This is a genomic window from Melioribacteraceae bacterium (assembly GCA_035362835.1).
GTDB lineage: Bacteria > Bacteroidota > Ignavibacteria > Ignavibacteriales > Melioribacteraceae > DSXH01.
Genome location: DAOSDY010000001.1, coordinates 548,221 through 567,138, shown reverse-complemented (window position 1 = coordinate 567,138; position 18,918 = coordinate 548,221). Strand labels below are relative to the sequence as shown.

The following is an 18,918-nucleotide window of genomic DNA, read 5'->3' as shown; positions in this document are numbered from 1 at the left end:
CCTGTTATTAACCAATAATTCCATTTTTCTTAAGCAGGTCGATTACCAGTGAAACGTTTTTAATAATATCTTCAGGCTTTTCGTTTATAAGCTGAAGAGAAGGATTTTCCGGTTCCTCATACTTCGAAGAGATTCCTGTGAAATCCTGAATTTCATTTTCCCTCGCTTTTTTATATAAACCTTTGGGATCCCTTTCTTCACAAATATCTAATGAGCATTTTACATAGATCTCGAAGAATCTGTCGCCCGCAAATAATCTTCGCGCCATCTCCCTATCGGTTTTAAAAGGGGAAATGAAAGCAGTAATTACAATTAATCCCGCGTCAACAAATAACCTTGCTACTTCTCCCACGCGACGGATATTTTCCTCCCGGTCATCATCTGAGAATCCCAAATCCTTATTTAGTCCGGAACGGAGATTATCGCCATCCATTAGATACGTATGTAGAGATTTTTGGTTTAAAGAATTCTCAAGCTCGTTTGCAAGTGTTGATTTCCCGCTGCCCGATAGACCGGTAAACCAGATGCAAGCACCTTTGTGATTATTTAATCTTTCACGGTCCAGGAACGTGATTTTAGTATTATGCCAGAATATATTTCCCATACGCTGCCTTATTTACCACGTAAATTTAATAATGTAACAATTCATATTTTAATATAAATCACTAGTGCTTCTGATTAATATAATCCTTTCAGTTTGAGAGGTTTTAGACTGGAAAATTGAAGAGACCCGGTTAGTTTACTATAGATCTCCTTATAGTCCGAATATAGTTCGAAAAAATTGGATAATAATAAAAAGCCGGCAAAGAGAGAATAAAGAAGATGAAAATGAATAATACAAATAAGATCGGTTTTTTCGGACCGGCATATTCAACCGGCGGGCGGGCATTTTCCCGAATGTTTAATACCGGCGTATCTTTTACTTCTTCCGTCTTCGCTAATTCAAATTGCTTTATCAACTCGACATAAATGGATTGCAGAATTTCTGTGTTCCTGACCATTCTCGATTGTTCGAGCAGCAGTTGCGGGGATTGATTAACGGTACGATTTTTTTCCCTGAAATTCTTCAATGTTTCTTCTGCGGTAACCAGACTATCTTTAACCTGTCTAATTCTCTCTTCAAGATAGATCCGTTGTTCTTTTGCGTAGGATTTCCTTTGAATTCTTATGTATTGATCAAGGGCCATATATACCTGGTTAGCAACTTCTGCCGAAAGTCCGGGTTCGGGTAATGACACTGTATATGTTAAAATTCCGGTATCGCTTGAATATGATATCGACATTAAACCGTTAACTAATTTCTGGTATGCAGAATAAAATTGTATCCTGTCTTTTTCTGATTCTGAAACTCCGTCAGGTGCTTCGATCTCAAAATATTCGATAAGGTTAACAGAGTCTGCAAATTCAGAAGAACTATATTTTCGATATACCACATTATTTATAACATCCTCACTTAACAGAATATTGGAGTAAATCTGTATCGGGCTGCTCTCGCCAACCTTAATACCGGCCAGGGAGGCTAAACTGCTAAGTTGACTCAAACTTGTTGTTTTGCTCCCGTATTCAGGTAAAATTGTAATTGTACTCTCGTAATTATTAGTCCTGATTAAAAAGAGATAGACAGCAATAATTACAATACCGATTAAATTCGCAAACATAATTTTTCTTTTCATCGATAATAAAGACTTCAAACCCGAAAAGACACTTATAAGAAGATAATCAAATTGGTCCTTTATTGACTTTTTGGATTTGTCTTGATCGTGCGAATGGCTTTTCATATCGTTCATTTTTACTAGTCTGCTAATTTAGTTTTGTAACAAGTACAATTATTGTTAATACACTGGCCGATATAGCAAATATATCTTTAAGAAACCCCCCGAGATCAAAATTATCAGACGGACTTGGAGGAAGTAGTTTCCTAACGAAGATGATTGACCCGTCAAATACTTCCGGATTACTGGAGAACCATCCGAAATTGACACGTTGTGAAATTCCTGTAGGCTGCGTATATACCGCATAATCTGATGAATCCGTTAATCCGCCCGCTCTATCCACATAATCCTTTACATCAAGACCCGGAATATATTTGAAAATGCCCGGACTGTTTACTTCACCCCCGACTAAAACTGAATTTGGTCTTCTTGGTATATAGATGCTGTCGTTATCCTGCAGATAGATATTTTCATCCTCATCACCGTTTCTGTAAAGTTTATCAAGGTCGAGTATAACCCTTTTTTCATTACGATGGAATTGTGTTCCGAAGAGGAATGATTCCGTTGTGGGTCCGCCGGCTGTTTTTATAAGGTCGAGTATGGTTTCATTTTTTTGATTAAGAACGTACATACCAGGATAAGTAATCTCGCCGCTGATTTTTACGATACGTTGTTTCTCAAAATCCGGATTACGTCTTACTATTACAATATCAAGATTCTGGAGGAGGAACAGACTGCTGCTTCTGTCAAAATTAAATTGTTCGGGTAAGTTAACTACCAAATTTTCACTTAACTTATCACCGGAGTATCCCTGCGGATCGAGCCGGTTTACATATACAAAATCTCTCAGCGCCCGCTCTGTAAATCCGCCTGCCAGAAGAATCAGGTCCATAGGAGTCATATTAGTATACAATTCATATTGGCCGGGATTCCGAACCTCACCGCCAATCCTGACGCTTTTAATCAATTCTTTATCTACATCGGCTTTGTAGATGAATATCCGGTCACCGGATTTTATGTCGATACTACTCATCTCCTTTTTTGTTAATACTTCAGAGAGGTTAAACGGGACAATCATTGAAGTATAACCATCCGGATTCAGTCTAATAATATCGCCTCTCAAGGAGAATACCTTGCCCAGAAATGTAGTGTCCTGTAATCCGCCTGCTTGAATTAATAAATCATAAACCGTAAGGCTGTCGGTGTATGGAATTGTAATCTCGCTTTTTACGAATCCCGAAATAGATACGTTCAGATTCGATTGAATTTCATACACAGAATAGATTCTTATTTTATCCAGCGGTTTAAGTTCAAAATCGAATTTCGATTTGTCTTTTAATACTTGCCTCAGGTCGAGTGAGATATATTCAAATGTTTTGTCTGGTCTGGTTCTGAAGAGATCAGCTTTCTCAAGTGAAGCTTCAGGTAATAAACCATATGCCTCTTCAATTAACTTTGATAGCACCGGTGTTTTTTTAACATCGTAAACTCCCGGTCTATAAACGGCGCCCTCTATTTCAACCTGAGTTTCCATTCTTGGCACAATCGGAAAGACGGTCACCTCGTCAGAATCAAACAACTCAATGTCGTTCTGTTCACCTGAAATTATTTTATCTAAAGAAAGGTCGATTAAAGTCATTTCAGGTTCAAATTGAACACGCTGGTTAAAAGGAATAATTCTCTTAATTTGGACTCTACCTATATAAGCTGTTGATTTCAATCCCCCGGCGAAGTTAATCAGGTTACGAAGTTTCTCACCTTCTTTTAGTTCATATACTCCTTCGCGTAAAACTTCTCCGGCAATAGAAACGGATTTGATTTTTGGAGGAATAAATATCATGTCGTTATTCTGTAACCTTGTATCACTGCTCATAACGCCGTTTAATAAGAATTCATATAAATCGACTGTGGAAGCAACCTTGTTCTCTCTTATAATTCTTATTTCTCTTAAACTTCCTTTTAATGTTGGTCCGCCGAAACTGTAAAGTGCATTAATAACGGATGAGTAACTGCTTATATTATAATTCCCGGGATTTGAGACTTCACCTACGGCGAAAATTTTTACCGGACGCAGTTTTGTTAATGAGATATCCAGAAAAACGGATGGCGGACTTGTATTAAGTCCGGCATAATACTTTGATAAATAGTTGATTAGTTTTTCTCTCAGATTTTCATAACTGACTCCAAGAACAAAGAACTGGCCTGCCGTTGGAATAAATATATTTCCGGTCCTGTCAACTGTCAGTTCATATTGCAACTCAACATCCCCCCATAAATAAAGCCTTAGAACATCTCCCGGACCCAGGACATATGAGGGATCCACAGGACCGATTTCAGCCGGTTCAAATGCTGATGGGATTTTCTGGAAAATATCGTAGCCGAAATAATTTAATCCTCGAGAATCTGTTATAACAGGTTTAGAAACAGGAAATGTTGTTTCCTTTGTTACAGTATCAATTCTTGTCTCTGTTTTATTGAGTGTATCCGGTGCCAAAGGTTGAGAAGTCTGATTGCTGTATTTTGATATAGATTCGAAAAAGGAGGACTGAGAGGATTGGTTCAGGTATTTATTTACGAAATCATCATAATTTACTCCGTATAGAGAAGCATATTGTCTTGCTTGATCTTCACTGATATTCTGTTTTTCAAATTCTTTTAATAAATCTTCACGGGTTTTAATATTTTTGCTTTTAAGTTCTTGTATTATTTTATCGGATGTTTGGGATAGTATAATGTTAGATGATACTACAAGAAGGAGAATAATAATACATACCCTTTTCATTTACGCCTCGGTTTTTTTAGACTGCATTTATAGCCCAATTTCACGTTAAAATATACATTTTGACTATGTGATTTGCAAAAAGCATCCTTTTCCAATCCTATATGTAGTATTAAGATTAGAAACCAATAACACCTCACATCAAAGCTAAAAACTGTTTCGATTAGAATAAGTGAGGATTTCCGACATCTAATATGGATCTCAGCTTTTCCTTGTCTCTCACCGGCAATTCGCATTTATAATTTTTACAGACGTAAACCAGCGGATTTCCCTTATCCGACAAGTAATTGAGAAGATATTCGAATGGGGGAGCGGTGTCCTCTTTTCTCGGTATTATCACTTTATTCGGTCTATAATGCCTGTTCAGTTCTTTGAGCAGATCAAGAGTCTTTTCGTCTTTCTCCTTGAACGCAATGATTATTTCGTATGAATTTCCGTACAGATAATCGAGGGAACCGAGCAGAAAAGTAGAACCGGTTGGAGCGCGCGAGATATTATCCGAAAAAGATTCAAGAAGCCTCTGCGCAACTTCCTCGTAACGGGGATCGGCCGATATCCTGGCCAGACGGATAAGATTGTAAAACATGACGGAATTACCCGAGGGTATCGCGCCGTCGTAAATTTCCTTAGTCCGCATAAGCAGAGAGGAGTCTTCCCCCGAAGTGAAGTAGAATCCCCCGTGCTCAGTATCATGGAATTTCTGCACGACTGTTTCGCAGTATTTGACAGCATCCAGTATGTATGAATCTTTTAAAGTTGATTCGTAAAGCTCTATCAATCCCCAGATTAAAAAGGAATAGTCATCTAATATCCCTTCCGCCGATTTCTTACCGTCTCTGTACGAATGTTTTAACAGGAATCCTTCAGACATCTCCGAACGGATAAAATTATAAACCGTTTCTGCTGAACGGATATACTCCGGATTATCGAATACTCTCCCCGCAATTGAAAGAGCCGCAATTACTAATGAATTCCAGTCGGTTAATATCTTATCGTCTTTAAATGGTCGGACACGCTTTTCTCTATAATTTAATAGTCTGCTTCGCAAAGAGGTGATCTTTTCTTCGAGACTTTCCAGCGGCATATTAAATTCAACAGCTAATTCCTCATAACTTTTATTGAGATGCAGAATATTATTCCCGTTCAGCTGCTTTGTCGATTCCTCAAGGAAATTTCCTTTTTCATCCGTATTAAAAATCCTGAAGACAAATGAAGCGTCCTTTAAGCCGATGGCTTCAATTATTTCTTTATTACTCCATACATAAAATTTTCCTTCCTCTCCTTCGCTGTCGGCGTCTTCGCCGGAATAGAAAGCTCCCGCTGAGAATCTCATATCGCGCATCAGGTAATCAATTGTCTCTTCAACGGTTCTTCTGAACAAAGGATTGCCGGTTGCCTGGTAAGCTTCTGAATATGCTGTAATTAGAAGCGCCTGGTCGTAAAGCATCTTCTCGAAGTGCGGAACGAGCCATTCTTTATCGGTTGAGTATCTGTGAAATCCGTATCCTACCTGATCGTAAATTCCTCCCATACGCATAGCTGTGAGAGTTTTAATCACAATTTCGAGAGCACCGGCATTTCCGGATCTTTTCCAGTATCTTAATAGAAATAAAAGATTGTGCGGCGAAGGGAATTTAGGCGCAGAACCGAATCCGCCGTATCTGGAATCGAATCTTGTGCTGAAACTTTCGAATGCTTTTGTAAGAATCTGACCGTCAATTTTTACTGTAGCACCTTTTTCGTAAATCCCGCTAAGGTAGCCGGTAATCTCTTCGGAGCTCTTCAAAATCTCTTCGCGCCTGTTCTGCCATGCCGATTCAATTCCGTGTATCAGTTCTTTGAAACCGATCCTTCCGTAACGGTTCTCTTTGGGAAAATACGTTCCGGAAAAGAACGGCTTCCGGTCCGGTGTCATTATTATCGAAAGAGGCCAGCCACCGTTTCCGTTCATCATCTGGCAGACCATCATATAAATGTTATCGATATCGGGACGCTCCTCTCTGTCGACTTTTATAGAAATAAAAACCCTCTTCATCAAAGCGGCAACTTCTTCATCCTCAAACGATTCTCTCTCCATCACATGGCACCAGTGACATGTAGAGTAACCGATCGAAAGAAAAACAGGTTTGTCTTCCAGCCGGGCTTTTTCAAATGCTTCTTCGGACCATGGGAACCAGTCAACAGGATTATAAGCGTGCTGCAGGAGATAAGGACTTGTTTCGTTTATCAAACGGTTCGGTTTTGTCATAAATTTATTCTTTCGGTTGAAGATAACGGGCAATGGAGATTAATTCTAATTCAACAACATTAATAAACTAATTCTCGTTCCCTCTTATCCCCTTGGTTATCCATCCGAGTACGAGTGAGACAATGGCAGAGCCGATTATAGACCAGACAACGGGAAACTCCTTGCTTCCGATCGTCATAGTGTAGAACCGTGGCAAATCGAGTTCGTCGGCAATCATCGGGCCGATCCATGCGCCGATGAATCCCACTATAATTGATACAAAGCAGCCGCCCAGGGAATATCCCGAAATACTCTGACCTATTCCGCCGCATATCGCCGCTACCACAAGCAAAAAAATGAATTCGCCGAAAGACATTTTTCCCCTCTAAGTCGATTTTGTTTGATTGAAACTAATAAAAATAATATCAAGTTGGAAGATTAACGGGGTGTTGCGGCAAGAAGTTCTTTAAAGAAATTCAGATTGTCACTGTCGTTTATAAATGAATATGCGCCGATAAGATTCTTTAATACTCTCCGGACTATGTCGTTTGCTGATGCGTTTTCACGGATAATTTTTTCCAGATTCTCTTTTGAATCGGGGATCGATAATTCCAGATCCTTTTCATAAAAGAATTTTCCGCCGTTAAAACAATCGACAAGAATTATTTCTTTCTCACTCCGGAATTTTGCAAGGAAGTGGCCCGGGAAATTGCATCCTTTTATTTCGTATCCCAGACGGTTTCCTGTTAATATGTAAATTACAGCAAGCGTAATCGGCAATCCTTTTTTCTCTTTAATTGTGTAGAGAGGATTGCTGTGGAACGGATTGTAATAATTCTCCTTAGCCCCTCTCAATCCCTTTTCCTGAAAAAGGAAGTTTGCAAGATCGAGCTCGTCGCCGTAAGGCCGCTTTATCAGAAATTCCTCGGAGAGGTCCTCCAGTAGATTCGGCAGCTCGTAAAGATCCCGGAATCCGTAATGAAAACAGGAAATAAGTGTTAGAGCCCTTTCTATCTTCTCTATCTCGTCCGGAGTATTAATCCATGTTCCCCAGTATTGTTTTAGCTGGATTCTCCTGTTCTGATCAATCAGAGGCTGAATAAGATTTAACCGCTGGTCTGTCAGGATATTGGAGTACTCCTGAATGTCCTCTTCCAGAGACATTCCGTAGCTTCCCAGCTCTTTCAAAACCTCGTCCCGTACCTCAGATGTATCGTCATCAACGAGAGAGATCAGATATTTTAATTGATTACGCTTCTCCATTTTTCGATAATTCAGGCCTGATTTTCTTCCCTAACAATATATATATTTGCCGTTAAATAAATTCACCGTAATGATTTTTTGCTCTAATTAAAAATTACATGAGGTATCCGGACATGAAAAAATCCGCTCTTTTTCCGCTTTTAATAATCTTTCTCTACGCAACATCGTTGATTGCTCAATCCAATACGGAATCGAAAAGGGAAAAATTCGATCCCTCGAAAGATCCATTCAGTGATCTGAAAACCGCAGTTGAAAAAGCCGCTAAGGAAAATAAAAGAATTATTCTGGATGTAGGCGGGGAGTGGTGTATCTGGTGCCACAGACTTGATGCTTTTATTGACAGTGATGAAGAAATAAAAAATTTTTTGACCGGGAATTATATTGTAATTAAAGTGAACTTCAGTCCTGAAAATAAAAACGAAAAATTCCTCTCACAGTTCCCGAAGATTAATGGATATCCCCACATGTTCGTACTTGAAAAGGACGGTAAGTTTCTCCATTCACAGGATACAGGGCTTCTGGAAAAGGATAAATCCTACAGCAGGGAAAAGATTCTCGAATTTCTGAAAGAGTGGGCGCCTGAGAAATCCTGATTTAACTTAAATTCGTTTTATTATTCTTGCTGGGAGTGTAAAGAGCGCTTTTATTAATCCGAATACTCCCTCTACTGCAATTCCGGCAAGTTTAAATGGCAGCAGTATAAGCCAGATTAACGGATAAAGGAATAAAGCTGCTATAGCCAGAGGCCAGCAGATTAAAAGAAGGATCAGCCAGAGTAAAAACTTAGTCATGATTTTTTTTATGATTTTAGACGGCGCAGGTCTGTTCCGGTTCAAAATGGGAAAGAGGCTGCCTCTAAAAACAGCCCCTAACCCTTTTGCCTAACGGAAGGCAGTTAACGAAGATCATATTTCGAGAATGCCATGTAAGCACCGGCATAAGCGATTAATGTGAACAGGATGATTATTCCTACATCGATTATAGCGGGTGAAAATGCCTGCGTAAAAGTGTATTGCGGCTCAATAAATTTTGGTAATTCACTCAGATCGAGAGAACTTTCCTCCCTGCCGGCACCTATCTTAACACCGGATCGCGAATCGAGAGAGATCCGGAACATACCGGATTGTCCTCCGCTCTCCTTCTGTTTCTTCTCTGTATATTCTCTGAAATTGTGCCTGTAATCTTCGATCTGCTTTTCAAATCTGGTTTTCAGATCGATATTCGTCCCCGCAAGATTCATAGATGCCAGCTGGTAACATGACGCGGGAGAAATCCTTGAAAAATTCAAACCGAGATTCTCCAGCATATTACGCTTGTTTCTTACCTCTTCATTCAGTTTGAAAGAGTAATCGGTTATCTCCTTCTGAACATTGTTTCTCATCCTGTCATCCTCTTCAAACCATTTATATTCGTTCTCCTCTCTGAAGGCCTCCTGTTCGGCCTGGCTCATCCCGGCCATAGCCTGATTCCTTTCCCGCCAGACCGGCTCCATCTCTCTAAAATGTTTTTCCCATGCGGCTTTGGAGAATGCATCCTTCTGACTCTCAAGTTCTGCTATTGTCGGGACATTAATAAATTGTGAAGCTGTCATTACACCCGCGCGCGGTACTATGAACACAAATGCAATCCACGCTACAAGCAGAATCAAAAAGGAAACGGAGGAATATTTTGTTACAGATGAAATAAAAATTCCGAATGCGATGAAAAATGTCAGGTAAAGAACAGATATCAGTATCAATAAAGTAATCTTTAACCAGTGACCAGATGTTAATGGAACATTAAGAAGAACAACTATTAAAAGACCTATTAGAATCGGCAGCAGAAGCGGAACAACAAGTCCGAGCCACGAACCGATGAATTTTGCGGTAATATATGTAGAGCGGGGGACAGAGTTCGAAAAGACCAGCCGCATAGTACCCCCTTCGCGTTCCCCGTTTATTGTATTAAAAGTGAAAAGGATTGCAAAGAGGGAAAAGACAATCGTAACTACAAATGTGAAATCAAAATAGCGGAAAATTGCAAAGATCGGATCGTCGGAGTATACACTGTTCTGAAGCTTAACATCAAACCTGCTGTTTACAAGCGAATAGCGTCCTATATCGTAATTTACACCCGAAGAGAAGATCTGCATAGGATCAGGCGGCCGGAATGCTTTGGAGGAGAGACCCATCCAGGATCGCGCCTGCGACATTTCCGATTTCAGAAGGTTCTGCGCCGTGTTGTGTTGCTCAACCATACCGGAATATTCGTTTATACCGATTCCGAAACTGAGCAGAATAAGTACCGAACAGGTTATAAATGTTGCTACGAACTTCGGGCTTTGAATAATATTTTTTAATTCCTTCTCTATTAATAGTCTCAGCATTTTATTAGTCTCCTATCTCAGATCGAATTTAAGAAAGCGTATATATGAGCCGGCAAAGAATATAAGATTGAAGATAAGCAGCAGTCCGAAATCGGTTACGGATCCGTAAATAGATTCGTTCAGCGATGCCGGTACGAAATTGAATTTCGGGAGTTCAGACGGATTGATCTCAGGCGGTTTTTCATCGTTATCGTTTCTTATAACGAACATCATTCCGCCTCCTGTTGTCATTCCTGTCTTTTCTTTTTGAAATTCGGCAAACTTTTTCTGGTATGAGTTTGCCTGGTCCCTGTAGTTTTTAATAAGATCCAGAGAAGTCCCCGCAAGGCTTGCCGAGGCCAGTGAAAAGCAGGCGCCCGGCGAAATACGGGAAATGTTAAGTGCAAGATTCTTCTGGATCTCCTGACGGTTTATCCTTTCCCGGTTCAGTTTCTCGTTGAAGAGTTGCATCTTTTCATCCCTGCTTGTGTTACTCTTCTCCATGAACTTCTGGAACTCCTCGAACACTTTGTCTGTGCTTGATGGTTTGAAATTATTAAGTGAATTGAAATGTTCCCTGTTTAACTGCGCGGCAAACTGACTCTTCTTTGTATTGAGCTGATCGACTGATGGAACATCAACAGCGCGTCCGGCAATTAACACGGATGATTTAGGGATTACCAGAACAAAGAGAATCCATATAACCAACAGCAGTAGAAATGAAGTAGACGGGCTTTGTGTTAAGGTTGAGACGAATACCGAAAGATTCATAAAAGCGCTGAAGAGTAAAAAACCGGCCAGAATAATCAGACTTAGTTTAATCCAGTCGGATCCTTCCATCGGAATTCCCATAATTATAAGCAGCAGGGAACCGAGAAGCATTGGGATCAGCAGTGGAACTGCAAGCGCAATTATGGATCCAATAACCTTGCCGAGAATAAATTTATCCCGCGGCAGTGAATTTGAAAAAATAAGCCTGAGTGTGCCTCTCTTCTTTTCGCCGTTCACAGCATTGTAACAGAATAAAATGGCGAAGAGTGAGAGTATGATCTGGAACAGAAAGTTTAGATCCAGGAACCGGAATACGGCGAATATCGGCTCCTCGTTGTATTTGCTGTCGCGTGCTGTAAGCTCACCCCGCCCCTGAAGCTGTATGTTCCTGCCGATATCATTTGAAATACCGGAGACTAAAGAGGCAAGCGGCTGGGGCGGTAAAAAGATTTTGTGACTTATCATTCTCCAGTCGGTTACTCCGGACATCGACCTGATGTTCTCTGAAACAGCTGCGTCGTACTGACTCCTGTTTATCTGGTAGTTTTTAGCGCCGACGTAAAAAGTGACTAATATAAGAAGCGCACAGACTCCGAAACTGTAAACGAACTTTGAAGAATTCAGAATTTCCTTCAGTTCTTTTTTTATGATCAGTTTTAACATTTCTTCCTCATAAATTTTTTGAATTGCGGGATGGTTTGCCTCTATCAGGCAACTTTTTCTATATACCCGGCCATATATTCAACATAGAGTTTTTCAAGATTTTCGTGCTCAAGCTCTTCTTTCGATTTCTGCATAACGATCTTTCCGTTATTCATAATCCCGATTTTATCGGCAATCTCTTTAGCGCGGAATATGTCGTGTGTGGACATAAGTATCGATTTATTCTCTGCGCGCAGTTCATCAAGAAGTGTTAGGAACTCGAGCCCTGCTTTAGGATCGAGGCCGGAGGTCGGCTCGTCAAGAAGAATAGCAGGGGAGTCCTTAAGAATCGCAATCGCGATCCCGCATTTCTGACGCATCCCCTTCGAAAATCCTTTCAGCTTTTTACTGTGAGCCTCATCCTGCAATCCTACTCTTCTTAGCACCTGTCTGTAATCATCTTTGGAGTATTCCGTTTTACCCCCGAGCCGTGCAAAGAAATCGAGATTCTGTATCGCGGTAAATTCTGGATAGAGCATTACGTTCTCCGAAACAAATGAGACATGCTTTTTCGCTTCCAGTGGATTTATATGCGTAACTACTCCGTTTATTTTTGCTTCGCCGCTTGTAGGACCGATCAGATTTAGAAAAATATTTATAGTTGTTGTTTTGCCCGCGCCGTTTCCGCCCAGCATCGCGTAAATCTCTCCGCGGTGAACAGTAAAACCGATATTATCCAGTGCAACAAGTCCGTCCTCGTAGACTTTCGTCAGCTTTACTGCTTCAAGCATCGGCAGGCTGCCGTTGTTTTCATTTACTATCATATTCACTCCTTATTTCCTTGTAAGTTTTATTCCGAATATTACAATGCCGGCTAATAATCCTACTATCAACAGAACAAGCAGAATTGTCCCGATAACATTTTCGGATTGTTTTATTTCTATTGTTATTGTTTTGTCCTCCGCCTTTACGAGTTTCTCATCAGCAATGCATGTTGTTCTCAGTCTAATATCATATTTTCCTACGGCAACATCAGCAGGAGGATTAAAGGTGAGTATAACACGTTTGTCCTTCCTTATATCGAGCGATTCAATAATCTGCGGATTTATTTCCCTGGTCCAGTTTAAAGGAAGATCGAGTTCGAACTCAATGTTGTCGAGCCGGCGTGTTCCTTCATTTAAAATATCAACCGGAACTTCAATCCTGTCTCCCGGATAGGATGTAAAATAGAGCTGGTTGGCGTTAACCTTAAGCATTCCTGTTCCGCGCGGAATAATTTCGAGCTTCAGATATCCTACATCCATTTTTTCAATCTCTTCTTTCGTATAAATCTTTTCCTCACTTAACTTCAGATCGGGAATCCGGTCGTAAGGAACGGCGATAACATAGAATGAAATCGGCTTGTCGATATTCACCTCACCGGTCGGCCTGTCGGGTAAATAGACCTGAAGGCTTGCACGCCTGGTCTGACTGCTTTCAGTAAATTTGAACTGGCTTAATCTGGCCTGCGAAGCAGGATCCATAAAAAACTTATTGATCTGCTTCGGAAGATTTATTACCTCCAGCTTATATGTGTTGGTTAATCCGCTGAACAGTTCAAGAGACATTGAGAATGAAGCCGAGCCTCCGAGATTTACCTCCTGCGAGAACTGCTCGGACTGAAAGAGAACACGGTTTGCCGACTGATCCTTCTGAAGAAAGATCTTCGGCGCTCTCTGAGTTCCGCTTCCGTAAATTATGTTTACAGTTACGGCGTCGAGATCCTGAAGCAGCGTAAAATCGATTGTCTGCGGTTTGCCGTAAATCAGCTCTTCAATTTTTGCCTCGTAAGGCTGACTTATAATAGCGTTTGTCTCGTTGAGGAGAGAAACATAAACATCGTTTATTGTTTCGGGCTGAAGAGATTTGAACAGATCGTCGTCTATATTAACAAGCTTCTTGAATTCCTCGCCCCCGCCGGAGGTGTTTGCAAGTTTCAGACGGACTCTCTTTTTCCCGTCCCTGGCTTGGTATTTAACGGCTTCTACAACTGAAACATATTGCTGCTCGAATAGAACCGCGAGAAGGGCCTGATGATAATTCACTTCAGCATCGGAATAGGCGCTTTTGATCCGCTCAAGTTCTCTCATCGAGAGCATCTCCTTCTGAAAAAGGATTAGACTCCTCTCATGTTCGGCTTTTGCGGCTTCATACTGTTCTTTGGCACGCTTCAATCCGAGAAGCCGGTATTTATCGTCCTTCGGATTGTAGTAACTGCCGGGATTCTGAGCCGCGAGCTCCGATAGCAGAAGTAATAGAAAAACAATTATTGGTTTGTACATTTTTTCCTCTGGATTTGGATTTATTTCTTTTGCTGAATTATTGTCTTGCCCGATTTCTTAAGTGAATCGATATCAACCATTTTGCCGTTGATAAGAACCTTGCCTCCTTCAACTTTAAGATTTTCAGCTCCTTTGCCGTCGGTGGAAAACTTCATTATTCTCTCTCCTCCTTGGGTTTCTTTCCCTTTTTTGAACTGAACGATAAAGCGGTCCTTCCCGCGCTGAATGCCGAGTTTAATTTCTTCACCGGTCTTTAATTCACCGTAGAATTTTTTGAAGTCGGAAATCGTTTTTATTTTTTTACCGTTAACAAATACTATTTCGTCATTGGCCTGAAGGTCAAGTTTCCTGTATTCGTTTTCCCGCTGATCGGCCGGCGGGATAGGGCCGATTATAACTTTGTCTTTTTCGACAAGAACTATTCCCTTTATTTCAAAAAACATCTGGGATTCTTCTGCATTGAAAACCTGGATTTTTCTCTCCTGTGCAGTAATTACTGATGCGGTTAGCAATAAAATGAAAAAGATTTTTTTCATATTTCATTCTCCTGAAGTGTTAAAAAAAGAATAATCATTTGAATCAAATGATATTAAAAAAGTTTCTTATTATAGTACTGATTGGAAGGGATTTAACATTTATTAAGAAATTTTAAGATAAATTAACTCTTCTGATTGAAGTCGGGATTTTTTGAAAATGAGGGATGGTCAATCCTTTTCGGCTGTGACCGCATAGAAATTCAATCTTACATTGAATTGAATCTTTTTATTCTGCTGATCGGCTGATTCAATATCATTAATGATTTTTTCGATGCCAAGTTTGTATTCCTGATCAGTGAGAAGTGCAAGCTGCGACGCGCCGCGCTTGTTCAGAAAATGGTCGTTTAAAACTTCTCTCCCCGCTTTCGAATCGTTTACCTGATGGACTAACTTTTTATCAATAACTTTCAGATTGTGGCGGCTCAACATTTCTGATATAGAATCGAAAGATGGAAACCTCTCCAGGTCGATCTGATAAGTCCTGTTAAAGTACCTGTATAAGTACCAGTCGTTATCATTATCCCGCGGATCGAGTCCGATAATTGTAATGATCCCTTCCATCTTCAATAAACCGGAGGCAGTTTCAATAAATTTATTTTTATCGGGGAAGTGGTGGATGGCGTTGATACAGAATATGAGATCGAATGAATTCGCTTTCAACGGAAGAAGGCAGGCATCTGCATTCAGGAGATTTATTCTATTCTTTGAATCAGGCGCCGACTTTTTAAGCATTCCGATCGAATAATCGGCTCCGAATAAGGAAGAACGAAAAGAAGAGAGTTTCTTAAGCCAGTGAGCGGTGCCGCATCCGGCTTCAAGAATTTTTAACGGTTCTTTCTTCATTACCAGAATCTCAAGGTAATTCAGAATTCCGGAAAGGGGGCTTACATCATATCGCGCATTATAGACTTCCGAAATACTGTTGTAATCAACTCTCTGCTGCATTCTTCCCGCTGTTAAAGTGACTATTACTATTAGTAATTTCGTTAATCAAGTTAGTCTCTCCAGAAATCGAAGTAGGTAATCTCCTGGCCGCCGCTCTCCTCGCAGTACTTTTTGGCGACCCTTTTTGCCTCCTCCATATCACCGTACCCGAGTGCAACTCCAAGGGCTCTGGATCCGGATTCAGTAGTACCTACGGCAATTACACCCCAGCCTGTTTTACTGGTGCTGGCGATCTTTTTAATATTTACACCGCCGAATTCCTTGCAATTGTTATATGCCATATTTTCAGCTTCTTCTAAAGATGCTGCGCTGTAAGTATAACCGAAAGCACCAGTATCTTTGCAGAAATAGAGTGCGCTTTGCGCTGTCATTTCTTCTACGGCCGCGAAAAGAATTATGATAAAAATTATTTTAATAAAAGAATTCATTTGTCCCTCATGGAATGTTTTAAAATAAATAACAATCTATACTGCGCAATAACAGCGTAACGGCAATAGATTAATTAAGGATACTTGTCAAAATAGATTTCGCCCCAGTTGTGTCCGTCCTTATACTCGCGGAATACAATATAGGAATCATCCTTTTCCAGTCTCTGAATTATATAATCGTAATATGAATGAGGGAAGTAGAGCCGGAGGGTTTTTGACCGTTTATCGAATTTGGGCGGAGTGTATTGATCGCGGAAATTGAGATAAGCTGTAAATACACCGTTGCGGTCGGATAGGCGGATTATCTTCTCGTTCGAAAAAGGCTTTTCGCTTAATCCGAATATCGGGTAGTATCTGTCGACCTGGAAATTAACTTCGTTCTGTATTGTGTTGCCGGTGTAGGGATCGTTATATTGAAAATCCTGTGCAAGCAGGGGAATTGAAACAAGGAGAAGAAAGATTAATTTTTTCATAGTCAGCCCGCTTATTGAATGTTAAGATAATATAGAAAATGTAAAAAGTGAAAGGGGATCTTCCCGAAAGTCTATTTAAGCTCCTCCCAGTCTGTTAATTTCCCGTCACGGAAAAAGAATGTTATTTTTCCGTAATACCATTGTGTAAAGGTCCCCCATTTTTCAACATTCTTATCAATTTTGTCCGGCTTTCCCCAGCTGGCCTGAAGCATCTTATCGGTCATCCCTTTCCAGATCTGCTTGTTGTAGATTCTTATTCCGAACTCTTTACCGAATTTATTGGTGTAAAGCTTCTCGATTTCCAATGTAGCAATACGGATCTCCTCGTCGAGACCGGCCGATTTTTTCTTTAAGTCATTTATCTCTTTCAGCAGGTTCTCTTTTGTGTTAAGAAATTCTCTCTTAGAGGCTGAAAGGGAATCGTTCTGATGACGGAAATCGTCGCTAGTGTAGTTCTTATCCTGCGCGGTTGCGGAATTAATGGATGTTAAAACAAAAAATGTAATAAGTAAAATTCTCATTTTCATATTAAAACCCCCGCTGAAAGCGGGGGTGCAAGTAGTGTGGAAAAAATCCTTGTTTTTTTAAACATGTCGTAATGACGCTTCTAATATAGTAATAGGTAAATAAAATTGAAACAGCGATTTGAATTGAGAGATTTCTGTAACATGTGGAAGCCCGGCTGACGTAAATCAAGTCGTTTCAATACTATTTAAAAAATCAGTTTAATTACGTTCAGGATTTTAATATTTTCGCATAGTAGAGGGGCATCAATTACTGATATTCCGGATAACGGTTTGGAAAACTTCAGGTTCTGGTATTTCGAAAAATTCGGATGGCTTTTTACAAACATTTATGAAAATCCCATCCTCTATTTTGACCTCTGGTCCCCGGTTCAGCTCTGGTCCGGTTTTATGTTCTATCTGCTTCTGATACTCTATAAAACAAGAAAACCGTTACTAATTCTATTATCTGCCTTCTTATTGTTCGACCTTCTGGAAACGTTCCTCGGTTATTTCCTTTTTCAGCAGAGCGGGTCAATACGTTTCAACGAGATTTTTTCGGACCTTCTTCTTGCTTCGGCGGGGGGAATGATTGCGCGATACTCGGTTCTGAAAATGATAGAGAAGGATCCGTATGAAACAGGGAAGTATATAAAGACCTTTACTGTTCTCTTCACAAGTATCACTGTTGCCTTTACGTGGGTCGGGTTCTACGGATATAAATATAACGTTGGCTTCTGGAACAGTCCAGGCTTGAACTTCACTGCTTTCTTACTCTGGTTTAGCGGCCAGATTGCAATAATTTCTATCTCTCTTTATATATACAGCAGGATAAAAAAAGTAATAGCGAGTTTATTTCTTATCTATATAATATACCTGCCCGCACTTTCTCTATTTGAGTATTTCAATTATCACATCATAAAAGTGAGGGAGGTGGGAACGCCATTTAGAAGAGCGTTGTTCTTCGATATTATTCACGGAACAACGATTCTCCACTTTTTTTACGTATTAGCCCCGGTAACCGGAATCCTGGTTTTCCTTCTTTTCCTGAATTATTTTAATAAAATAATTCAGGAATGTAAAAAGGATAAAGTCGCAATATCCGGTTAGCAATTTTCGATTTAGAAGAAATTCCGGATGGAATCAGAGATTTACCAGCCTCTTCCGCCGCCGCTGTAACCGCCGCCGCCCCTGTTTCCTCTACCGCGGTTCTGACCACCGGGTCTTCCGCCTCCGCCGCGCCTGTTGTCTGTTTTAGGACGGGCTTCGTTAACAACAAGTTTTTTCCCTTTCAGGTCGTAAGTATTCAGCTCGTTGATGGCCGTCTGTGCAGCGGTTTTATCTTTCATTTCAACGAATGCAAATCCTTTCGATTCACCGCTGAACATGTCCCTTATTATTTTAACTGTTCTTACTTCGCCGTATTTTTTAAAGAGACCTTCCAGATCCATCTCTTCAGCTTCTTTTGCCAGGTTTCCGACAAAAATATTCATTACCACTCCTTTTTTTGAAGTTATGTTAATTATAAATAATGATTTCAGTTGCTGCGAAAAACGGTTGAATATTAAGCAGGCATAGAATCTAAATCATAAACGGAATGAATAAGAGTAAGTTCAATCTATGCATGTAGAAGCTGAATTAAATGCCCTGTCCAATATACTAAGCTATTAAGTTAAAATCATTTTTTATTCTCTTAATAGTTGTTAAATGGGCAGAAACCGGTGGGATAAAGTAAGAGGGGATTAAGAAGTTGTGACTTAATAAAGGGATCCGAATTTCATCTATTTAACCAGATGGAATCGTCTTTTGCCGGTTACTATGATATCACAGGTAATCTTCGAGATCAATACTCTTTTTGTCAGCGCGAACTTCTTTGCTCTGTAAATTATTTAATGAAACTTTTATTTACCGGCAGATTTTAATTGAATTATTAAATCAATCCTTATAAAACAATGATTGCGTCTTTTTTATAAT

General features: G+C 40.1%; 19 protein-coding genes. 2 read left to right on the top strand and 17 right to left on the bottom strand.

Annotation, left to right across the window (positions count from 1 at the left end):
- Nucleotides 1-7: 7 nt before the first annotated feature.
- The 6 genes from cysC to PLZ15_02390 all read right to left on the bottom strand — a co-directional run bounded on the left by cysC (nucleotide 8) and on the right by PLZ15_02390 (nucleotide 7,981).
- Nucleotides 8-604, bottom strand: a complete 597-nt coding sequence (gene cysC / locus PLZ15_02415; protein HOI28586.1) for an adenylyl-sulfate kinase — start codon at nucleotides 602-604, stop codon at nucleotides 8-10.
- 130 nt (nucleotides 605-734) lie between these two features.
- The gene (locus PLZ15_02410) at nucleotides 735-1,787 is read right to left on the bottom strand and encodes a Wzz/FepE/Etk N-terminal domain-containing protein (GenBank protein ID HOI28585.1); all 1,053 of its coding nucleotides are present in this window, start codon (nucleotides 1,785-1,787) and stop codon (nucleotides 735-737) included.
- Between the two features lie 13 nt (nucleotides 1,788-1,800).
- Complete coding sequence (locus PLZ15_02405; protein ID HOI28584.1) at nucleotides 1,801-4,494, bottom strand: SLBB domain-containing protein; 2,694 nt, start codon at nucleotides 4,492-4,494, stop codon at nucleotides 1,801-1,803.
- Nucleotides 4,495-4,654: 160 nt separating this feature from the next.
- Entirely contained in the window at nucleotides 4,655-6,739 is a 2,085-nt protein-coding gene (locus PLZ15_02400) for a thioredoxin domain-containing protein (GenBank protein HOI28583.1), read from the bottom strand.
- 67 nt (nucleotides 6,740-6,806) lie between these two features.
- Nucleotides 6,807-7,094, bottom strand: a complete 288-nt coding sequence (locus PLZ15_02395) for a hypothetical protein (GenBank protein ID HOI28582.1) — start codon at nucleotides 7,092-7,094, stop codon at nucleotides 6,807-6,809.
- A gap of 62 nt (nucleotides 7,095-7,156) precedes the next feature.
- Nucleotides 7,157-7,981, bottom strand: coding sequence for a transglutaminase family protein (locus PLZ15_02390; GenBank protein HOI28581.1), 825 nt, complete (start codon nucleotides 7,979-7,981; stop codon nucleotides 7,157-7,159).
- A 113-nt stretch (nucleotides 7,982-8,094) separates the two neighbouring features.
- Here PLZ15_02390 and PLZ15_02385 point away from each other — a divergent pair, with 113 nt between their 5' ends.
- Nucleotides 8,095-8,574 (top strand): thioredoxin family protein, encoded by a 480-nt coding sequence (locus tag PLZ15_02385; protein ID HOI28580.1) that lies wholly within the window; start codon nucleotides 8,095-8,097, stop codon nucleotides 8,572-8,574.
- A gap of 6 nt (nucleotides 8,575-8,580) precedes the next feature.
- Here PLZ15_02385 and PLZ15_02380 read toward each other — a convergent pair whose 3' ends face one another.
- The 10 genes from PLZ15_02380 to PLZ15_02335 form a co-directional block, all read right to left on the bottom strand.
- Nucleotides 8,581-8,772 carry a hypothetical protein gene (locus PLZ15_02380; protein ID HOI28579.1) on the bottom strand — a complete coding sequence of 64 codons (192 nt, stop codon included), beginning with the start codon at nucleotides 8,770-8,772 and terminating at the stop codon, nucleotides 8,581-8,583.
- Nucleotides 8,773-8,876: 104 nt separating this feature from the next.
- Nucleotides 8,877-10,346: an ABC transporter permease subunit gene (locus tag PLZ15_02375; GenBank protein HOI28578.1), complete on the bottom strand. Its 1,470-nt coding sequence runs from the start codon at nucleotides 10,344-10,346 to the stop codon at nucleotides 8,877-8,879.
- Nucleotides 10,347-10,358: 12 nt separating this feature from the next.
- Nucleotides 10,359-11,759: an ABC transporter permease subunit gene (locus tag PLZ15_02370; protein HOI28577.1), complete on the bottom strand. Its 1,401-nt coding sequence runs from the start codon at nucleotides 11,757-11,759 to the stop codon at nucleotides 10,359-10,361.
- A 44-nt stretch (nucleotides 11,760-11,803) separates the two neighbouring features.
- Nucleotides 11,804-12,562, bottom strand: a complete 759-nt coding sequence (locus PLZ15_02365; GenBank protein ID HOI28576.1) for an ABC transporter ATP-binding protein — start codon at nucleotides 12,560-12,562, stop codon at nucleotides 11,804-11,806.
- A gap of 9 nt (nucleotides 12,563-12,571) precedes the next feature.
- Entirely contained in the window at nucleotides 12,572-14,059 is a 1,488-nt protein-coding gene (locus tag PLZ15_02360) for an NEW3 domain-containing protein (GenBank protein HOI28575.1), read from the bottom strand.
- Nucleotides 14,060-14,079: 20 nt separating this feature from the next.
- Nucleotides 14,080-14,595, bottom strand: a complete 516-nt coding sequence (locus PLZ15_02355; GenBank protein HOI28574.1) for a hypothetical protein — start codon at nucleotides 14,593-14,595, stop codon at nucleotides 14,080-14,082.
- A 168-nt stretch (nucleotides 14,596-14,763) separates the two neighbouring features.
- Complete coding sequence (locus PLZ15_02350) at nucleotides 14,764-15,540, bottom strand: methyltransferase domain-containing protein (GenBank protein HOI28573.1); 777 nt, start codon at nucleotides 15,538-15,540, stop codon at nucleotides 14,764-14,766.
- Nucleotides 15,541-15,590: 50 nt separating this feature from the next.
- The gene (locus PLZ15_02345) at nucleotides 15,591-15,968 is read right to left on the bottom strand and encodes a hypothetical protein (GenBank protein ID HOI28572.1); all 378 of its coding nucleotides are present in this window, start codon (nucleotides 15,966-15,968) and stop codon (nucleotides 15,591-15,593) included.
- Between the two features lie 74 nt (nucleotides 15,969-16,042).
- The gene (locus PLZ15_02340) at nucleotides 16,043-16,441 is read right to left on the bottom strand and encodes a hypothetical protein (protein HOI28571.1); all 399 of its coding nucleotides are present in this window, start codon (nucleotides 16,439-16,441) and stop codon (nucleotides 16,043-16,045) included.
- A gap of 71 nt (nucleotides 16,442-16,512) precedes the next feature.
- Nucleotides 16,513-16,968, bottom strand: a complete 456-nt coding sequence (locus PLZ15_02335) for a hypothetical protein (protein ID HOI28570.1) — start codon at nucleotides 16,966-16,968, stop codon at nucleotides 16,513-16,515.
- Between the two features lie 270 nt (nucleotides 16,969-17,238).
- Between PLZ15_02335 and PLZ15_02330 the strand changes: the two genes are divergently transcribed.
- Nucleotides 17,239-18,054 (top strand): hypothetical protein, encoded by an 816-nt coding sequence (locus PLZ15_02330; GenBank protein ID HOI28569.1) that lies wholly within the window; start codon nucleotides 17,239-17,241, stop codon nucleotides 18,052-18,054.
- Between the two features lie 41 nt (nucleotides 18,055-18,095).
- On the opposite strand, the gene PLZ15_02325 is transcribed toward PLZ15_02330, so the two are convergent.
- Complete coding sequence (locus PLZ15_02325) at nucleotides 18,096-18,437, bottom strand: RNA-binding protein (protein HOI28568.1); 342 nt, start codon at nucleotides 18,435-18,437, stop codon at nucleotides 18,096-18,098.
- Nucleotides 18,438-18,918 lie beyond the last annotated feature (481 nt).

Excerpts from the sequence above, each read along its gene's own strand:
- cysC (HOI28586.1), bottom strand. The coding sequence starts at position 604 with ATGGGAAATATATTCTGGCATAATACTAAAATCACGTTCCTGGACCGT.
- PLZ15_02410 (HOI28585.1), bottom strand. The coding sequence starts at position 1,787 with ATGAACGATATGAAAAGCCATTCGCACGATCAAGACAAATCCAAAAAG.
- PLZ15_02405 (HOI28584.1), bottom strand. The coding sequence starts at position 4,494 with ATGAAAAGGGTATGTATTATTATTCTCCTTCTTGTAGTATCATCTAAC.
- PLZ15_02400 (HOI28583.1), bottom strand. The coding sequence starts at position 6,739 with ATGACAAAACCGAACCGTTTGATAAACGAAACAAGTCCTTATCTCCTG.
- PLZ15_02395 (HOI28582.1), bottom strand. The coding sequence starts at position 7,094 with ATGTCTTTCGGCGAATTCATTTTTTTGCTTGTGGTAGCGGCGATATGC.
- PLZ15_02390 (HOI28581.1), bottom strand. The coding sequence starts at position 7,981 with ATGGAGAAGCGTAATCAATTAAAATATCTGATCTCTCTCGTTGATGAC.
- PLZ15_02385 (HOI28580.1), top strand. The coding sequence starts at position 8,095 with ATGAAAAAATCCGCTCTTTTTCCGCTTTTAATAATCTTTCTCTACGCA.
- PLZ15_02380 (HOI28579.1), bottom strand. The coding sequence starts at position 8,772 with ATGACTAAGTTTTTACTCTGGCTGATCCTTCTTTTAATCTGCTGGCCT.
- PLZ15_02375 (HOI28578.1), bottom strand. The coding sequence starts at position 10,346 with ATGCTGAGACTATTAATAGAGAAGGAATTAAAAAATATTATTCAAAGC.
- PLZ15_02370 (HOI28577.1), bottom strand. The coding sequence starts at position 11,759 with ATGTTAAAACTGATCATAAAAAAAGAACTGAAGGAAATTCTGAATTCT.
- PLZ15_02365 (HOI28576.1), bottom strand. The coding sequence starts at position 12,562 with ATGATAGTAAATGAAAACAACGGCAGCCTGCCGATGCTTGAAGCAGTA.
- PLZ15_02360 (HOI28575.1), bottom strand. The coding sequence starts at position 14,059 with ATGTACAAACCAATAATTGTTTTTCTATTACTTCTGCTATCGGAGCTC.
- PLZ15_02355 (HOI28574.1), bottom strand. The coding sequence starts at position 14,595 with ATGAAAAAAATCTTTTTCATTTTATTGCTAACCGCATCAGTAATTACT.
- PLZ15_02350 (HOI28573.1), bottom strand. The coding sequence starts at position 15,540 with ATGCAGCAGAGAGTTGATTACAACAGTATTTCGGAAGTCTATAATGCG.
- PLZ15_02345 (HOI28572.1), bottom strand. The coding sequence starts at position 15,968 with ATGAATTCTTTTATTAAAATAATTTTTATCATAATTCTTTTCGCGGCC.
- PLZ15_02340 (HOI28571.1), bottom strand. The coding sequence starts at position 16,441 with ATGAAAAAATTAATCTTTCTTCTCCTTGTTTCAATTCCCCTGCTTGCA.
- PLZ15_02335 (HOI28570.1), bottom strand. The coding sequence starts at position 16,968 with ATGAAAATGAGAATTTTACTTATTACATTTTTTGTTTTAACATCCATT.
- PLZ15_02325 (HOI28568.1), bottom strand. The coding sequence starts at position 18,437 with ATGAATATTTTTGTCGGAAACCTGGCAAAAGAAGCTGAAGAGATGGAT.